Consider the following 6,177-nt stretch of genomic DNA (forward strand, 5'->3'; position numbering starts at 1 on the left):
CGCTTATCCAGCCCCGCCAGCATATCCACCGCGACGCACTGCTCGGCATTCAAGCCTTGGCGCAGGGCACACTGCGTGGTGTCTTCGCCCAGTGGTGTCAGCAGGCACAGCGCCTCTGAGGAGGGCTGGTCCGCACTTTCTAGTGGCCAACCCGCCGTGCTGACCAGTTCGGCAAGCTGGGCGGCGCTGCCAGGGTCGTCTTGGCTGATCCACACGGGGCAAGGCGAGGCTGGCGCAATGGCGGGCTCTTCCGGCATCTGCTGCTGGCCATCCACGTAGCGATAAAAGCCTTCACCGGTTTTGCGCCCCAACAAACCTGCTGAGAGCCGCTGGCGGGTGAGTGGTGAAGGGCGAAAGCGCGGCTCTTCATAATACTGGTGGTACACCGACTCCATCACCGCATGGGAAACATCCAGGCCAGTCAGGTCCAGCAGGGTAAACGGCCCCATTCTAAAACCACCTTGATCCACCATGATGCGGTCAATGGTGGCGGGGTCGGTCACGCTCTCACTCAGAACGCGCAGTGCTTCGGTGCCAAAAGCGCGCCCGGCGTGATTGACCAGAAAGCCAGGGGTATCTGTGGCCAGGGCGGTAAAGTGGCCCATGGCGGTGCCCAAGGCATTGACCCGCTGGGTGACGTCGTTAGCGGTACGTAACCCCGGAATCACTTCCACGATTTTCATCAGCGGAACGGGATTGAAAAAGTGAAAGCCAATCACGCGCTCTGGGTGCTGGCAGGCGGCAGCAATTGCGGTAACAGACAGCGAAGAGGTGTTGGTGGCGAGCACGGCATCCTGGCGAACAATGCCCTCTAAATCGCTAAACAGCCCCTGTTTGGCTTCCAGCTTCTCGATGATGGCTTCAACGACGATATCGCAGGGGGCGAGGGCGGCGAGGTCGCGGGCCTCAATCAATCGTTCGCCGTACTGCTCGGCTTGGGCTTGGGTAATCCGCTGCTTGTCGGCGCTGCGCCGCCATAACCCATTAATAAAGGCAGTCGCTTCCGCCACCGCGCCTTCTTTTACATCAAATAGCATGACGTTCAGGCCTGCCTGCGCGGCGAGCTGAGCAATCCCTCTACCCATGGCCCCGGTGCCGACAATTCCAAGAGTGTTGAACGAATGGGCGACTGCGTCGTTGGACATAGGTCAAAATCCTCGCTGCAAGAGTTTGTTGTTCTGCATTGCAAAATAGCATTTCGTTTATTGACTGCCATCCTAGGCTATGCAAAAGTGCCTGACAAGAGAGTGAACGCTAGTTTCGCCATGCAGAATTATTGCTGCAGGCCTCACTGCCCGCGCGAACACCAACCATAAAAATATCGTTGCCACCAGGAGCCGTTATGATCCGTGATCCCGAACTGCTGAATCAGTTGGTTGATACCATTGCCCGCTTTGTACGGGAGCGTTTGATTCCCAATGAGGCACGGCTTGCCGAAGAGGATGCAGTGCCCGCCGAGATCCTCGCGGAAATGAAGGAGATGGGGCTGTTCGGGCTATCCATTCCTGAAGAATACGGCGGCTTAGGGCTCACGATGGAAGAAGAAGCTCTGGTAGCCATGGAAATCGGCAAAACGTCTCCGGCGTTCCGCTCGGTATTCGGTACGAATAATGGTATCGGTGCCCAAGGCATTCTGATTGACGGCACTGAAGAGCAGAAAGCCAAATACGTGCCGCGCTTGGCCACCGGCGAAATTCTTAGCTCGTTCTGCCTGACCGAGCCGGACTCTGGCTCCGATGCCGCCAGCCTGCGCACCACCGCCGTGCGCGATGGCGACCACTACGTGTTAAACGGTACCAAGCGCTATATCACCAACGGCCCGGAAGCGGACCTGTTCACCGTGATGGCGCGTACCGACCCAGACAACAAAGGCGCTGGCGGTATCTCCGCCTTTATTGTTGAAGGCAATACGCCCGGTCTGATTCGCGGCCCGGCAGATAACAAGATGGGCCAGAAGGGCGCGCATACCTGCGATATCATTTTTGATAACTGCCGTGTACCGGCTGAAAACATCATTGGCGGCAAAGAGGGGCAAGGCTTTAAAACCGCCATGAAAGTGCTCGACCGTGGGCGACTGCATATTTCTGCGGTGTGTGTGGGCGTGGCCGAGCGTTTGGTCGAAGAGTCGCTGCGCTACACCATGGAGCGTAAGCAGTTTGGTGCGCCGCTGGCGGAGCATCAACTGGTGCAGGCTATGCTGGCAGATAGCAAAACCGAAGCCTACGCAGGTAAAACCATGGTCATGGACGCCGCACGCCGCAAGGATGATGGCGAAAACGTCTCAACCCTAGCCTCCTGCTGCAAGCTGTTCTGTGCCGAGATGGTGGGTCGCGTCGCGGATCGCGCCGTGCAGGTGCACGGCGGTGCGGGCTATATGTCGGAATACGCCGTTGAGCGTTTCTATCGCGATGTGCGCTTGTTCCGCATTTACGAAGGGACGACGCAAATTCAGCAGCTGGTGATTGCCCGGAACATGGTGCGGGAGGCGTCCTAATGGCCCTGTCGGTCCCTTACCAAGCGCCAGATGAGAAGATCTTTGGCCGTCTGGCAAGCGAGCTTTTAGCAGAACTTCCCGAGCGCTTGAGCACCCGCGTGCTGGAAAACGCGAAACGCCTAGCGGATCACCCCGCGCTTGTGGATGGCAGCGTTCGCTGGAGCTACGCCGAGCTGGGGCAAGAGATTCATGCCGCCTGCGAGTGGTTAGCTAATTTAGGCATACGGCCCGGCGACCGTATTATGACGGTCAGTGAAAACTGCCGTGCCCTGGTGGTACTGCTGTTGGCCGCCAGTGAAATGGATGTTTGGGTCGCGATTGTCAATTCGCGCCTCTCCGCTCAGGAAGTGGATTTAATCCAAGGCAACTGCCTGCCGCGCCGAGTGTTTTACACCTGCGAAGCCTCCCAAGAGGCGAGCCAGCACGCCGAGCGCCACGCGGCTGACCGCTATCAGCATCCGCAGCTCGGCGGCTTGGCGATTTCATCGCTATTTGATAGCGAGCCAGAGCCTGTTCACGCCAGCGGTGCCGAGCAGGTAGCCGCGATGATCTACACCTCAGGCACCACCGGTACGCCGAAAGGCGTCATGCTGACCCATCGCGGTATTCTGTATATCGCCTCTATTTCCGGCGGCATGCGTCATCTGAGTGAAGGGCAGCGGGTGTACGGCGTGCTGCCGATGTCTCATGTGTTTGGCCTCTCATCAGTGTGTATGGGCTCGCTGTATAACGGCGCGTGCCTTTACACCGTGCCGCGTTTCGAGGCTGCTCAACTGTTGGCAACGCTCAAAGAGGAGCGCATTACCGTGCTTCAGGGCGTGCCTGCCATGTACGCTCGCGCCCTGGAGTACTTGAAGCGTGAGCAGCGCGCGTTAGAAGCGCCTGCGCTTATCTATATCTCCGCAGGCGGCTCGCCGCTGGATAGCGATACCAAAAAACGCGTGGAAGCTGCGTTTGGCCTAACGCTGCACAATGGCTACGGTCTCACCGAAGCCAGCCCAACGATTAGTCAAACCCGCATTGAAGACCGACACCAGAGCAGCACCGTGGGCCGCGTGCTGCCGCTGTTGGAGTATCGGTTAGAGCCCTTAGGCAGCAGCGGCACGTCAGAAAAGGCAGGCGATGAGATCGGCGAGCTGTGGGTGCGTGGCCCTAATATCATGAAAGGTTACTTCCGCCAGCCGGACGCCACCCGCGCCACCTTAACGGAAGATGGCTGGCTCAATACCGGTGATATCGCCAAGCTGGATCACGACGATCAGCTCTATATCGTGGGCCGCAGTAAAGAGCTGATTATTCGCTCGGGCTTCAACATCTACCCGCCGGATGTGGAAGCAGTGATTAATGAGCACCCTGCGGTGACGTTAACCGCAGTGGTTGGGCGGCAGGTGGCAGGCAATGAAGAGGTCGTGGCATTCGTGCAGTGCGAGCCGGGTATTGAGGTTGATATGGCAGAACTCAAAGCCTTTATTGCCGAACGGCTTGCGCCTTATAAGCGTCCGACCCAAATTGTGCTGATGGATGCGCTGCCTTCCACTGCCAGCGGTAAGATTTTAAAAGGACGGCTACGCGACTTGGCCCAGCAGGAGAGCGCTTTATGAGCGAAACAGACGGCGCTGACGCCTCAATCACACCGCAGGCGCTGATGGGTTATCACGAACTGCTGGGCATGCACGTGGTGGAGTGGGAAGAGGGGCGCGCGGTAGTGGAACTCACCATTGAACCCAAGCACCTTAACCGCAGCGGCAATGTGCATGGCGGTGTACTGGCTTCCATGCTGGACAGTGCCTTAAGCCTAGCGGGCCTGCACTGCGATGTGCCGGGGAATATTCGTCGTGGGATGACGCTGTCACTCACTACCACCTTTGTGGGGCCTGCTCGGCAAGGCGTGTTAAGGGCCACGGGCACGCTGCGTGGCGGCGGGCAAAAAACCTTCATGACCAGCGGTGAGATCGTGGATGAGCAGGGCAATCTCGTCGCTATGGGCGAAGGCTCTTTTCGTCGCCGTAGCGGCAGCGAATCGTCACAAGGCGTTCCCGACCCGCAGTTGAGGGAGTCTAGCGAGTGAGCCCAGCCCGCCTGCGGGTTTCCTGTTTGCTACTGGTGACGCTTGCCACGCTGATTCATTTGGTGGGTGGCAGCGTGGCGTGGCAAGCCGCAGGCGTTGGCGTGCTGCTGCTCTATTTGATGACCCTGAAGGGCCAACTCACCCGCATGGCTAAGGGGCTGCTGTGTGCCGCTGGCGTACTCACACTGCTCGCGCTGTGGCGCTCGCCTACGCCTGGGCAGCTGCTGTTTGAGGCGAGTGGGCGTTTCGCGTTTTTTGCTACCTTTGTGGTGGCGCTGAGCATGTTGCGCCTACCTGCCTATCGCTCTCGTTTAGTGCGCCGCTGCGGGCAAAGCATGCTGCTTCAGCCGCCTAGCCGCCGCTACCCGATCTTATCCCTGGGCTCGGCGCTGTTTGGCATCATTCTGAACATTGGAGTGCTGAATCTGTTCGCAGCGATGATCGAAAAGAGCAATACCCTGAGTGCCGCCCAAGGGCGCGCCTGGGTGCGCGAGGCCCGTCAGCGGCGCATGATGCTGGCGCTGCTGCGCGGATTTTCGCTGGCACCGCTGATTTCGCCCATGGGTATTGGGGTAGCCGTGGTGCTCTCAAGCCTTCCTCAGGTCACCTGGCCACAGCTGGCACCCTATATTCTAGGGGCCGCCGCGCTGATTTTTATGGCGGGCTGGGCGGTGGACTATTTCACCGGCCCGCACCCACCTGCCAATAAAACCTATGTCACCCCGTCGCTGCGCCCGTTGGCGCAGTTTAGCGTTTTGCTAATCGGCATTGTGGCGCTGGTGTTTTCCATTGCGTGGCTGCTGGACTTACGACTACCCATTGCCGCGCTGCTGGGCGCGCCTACCGGGGCGCTTTTATGGCTGGCTTGGCAGCGTCGTAGGCTAGGCTATGGTGGATTGCCTGCCGCCATAACGGCGGTGCATCGTCAGCTACCTTGGTTGCTGTCTCCCAGCGCCAATGAGATTGTGGTGCTCGGGGCGGCAGGCTATTTGGGGCATGTATGCGTGGGCTTAGTGGACACCCAGCAGCTTGCACCGCTATTGGCGGTGCTAGACCCGCTGGGCACGTTGAATGCGGTGTTGGCCATGCTGATGGTGGTGGGGCTAGCGCAAATAGGCGTCAACCCGATTGTTACGGTGACGCTGTTGGTGGGCCTGTTACCCACGCTGGGCATTGATGGGTTAACGCCTGAGCTGATTGGGGCATCGTTAATGGTAGGCTGGGCGCTGGCGCTGATGTCATCACCAATGACCGCTTCCATGCTGATTCTCTCGCGCTTTACTGGCGTACCCGCCACCCGCATCGGTTACCGCTGGAACGGGCGCTTTCTGATCGCGGCGATACCGCTGCTGGCGTTATGGTTTGGTTGGTCGCCTTTCTGAGGTGGGCTGTTCAAGGAAACGCTTGACCTTTGGCAGGCGTTTTTTTATTGTTATTTTTATAAAGTGAAATATTATTTTGCTATGCGGAATAAAAAGCCGATGGTTCAATCGCTGGAGCATGCCTTATGAAAATCCTCGTCGCGGTGAAACGCGTCATCGACTACAACGTCAAAATCCGCGTCAAAGCGGACCATTCTGATGTGGACCTTACCAACGTCAAAATGGCCATGAAC

General features: G+C 58.5%; 5 protein-coding genes and 1 pseudogene. 5 read left to right on the top strand and 1 reads right to left on the bottom strand.

Translation table 11 applies throughout. The features are described from left to right. Positions 1–1,145, bottom strand: a 1,145-nt coding sequence (locus tag BIS10_RS16775) for a 3-hydroxyacyl-CoA dehydrogenase (protein ID WP_253506967.1), incomplete at its 3' end; no start/stop codon positions are given. 197 nt (positions 1,146–1,342) lie between these two features. Between BIS10_RS16775 and BIS10_RS16780 the strand changes: the two genes are divergently transcribed. The 5 genes and pseudogenes from BIS10_RS16780 to BIS10_RS16800 form a co-directional block, all read left to right on the top strand. Then, positions 1,343–2,494, top strand: a complete 1,152-nt coding sequence (locus BIS10_RS16780; protein WP_083023559.1) for an acyl-CoA dehydrogenase family protein — start codon at positions 1,343–1,345, stop codon at positions 2,492–2,494. Next, a complete protein-coding gene (locus BIS10_RS16785) occupies positions 2,494–4,095 on the top strand; it encodes a class I adenylate-forming enzyme family protein (RefSeq protein WP_253506970.1) in 1,602 nt (533 codons plus the stop codon). Before BIS10_RS16780 ends, BIS10_RS16785 begins: the two co-directional genes overlap by 1 nt. After that, on the top strand, positions 4,092–4,562 hold the full coding sequence (locus tag BIS10_RS16790) for a PaaI family thioesterase (RefSeq protein WP_083023570.1): 471 nt from the start codon (positions 4,092–4,094) through the stop codon (positions 4,560–4,562). Before BIS10_RS16785 ends, BIS10_RS16790 begins: the two co-directional genes overlap by 4 nt. Then, entirely contained in the window at positions 4,559–5,944 is a 1,386-nt protein-coding gene (locus tag BIS10_RS16795) for a hypothetical protein (protein WP_253506973.1), read from the top strand. The genes BIS10_RS16790 and BIS10_RS16795 overlap by 4 nt, the downstream gene beginning before the upstream one ends. A gap of 125 nt (positions 5,945–6,069) precedes the next feature. Beyond that, a pseudogene (locus tag BIS10_RS16800) lies at positions 6,070–6,177 on the top strand (electron transfer flavoprotein subunit beta/FixA family protein); the annotation flags it as partial.

The organism is Halomonas sp. 707B3 (genome assembly GCF_024158645.1).
Taxonomy (GTDB): Bacteria; Pseudomonadota; Gammaproteobacteria; order Pseudomonadales; family Halomonadaceae; genus Vreelandella; species Vreelandella lionensis.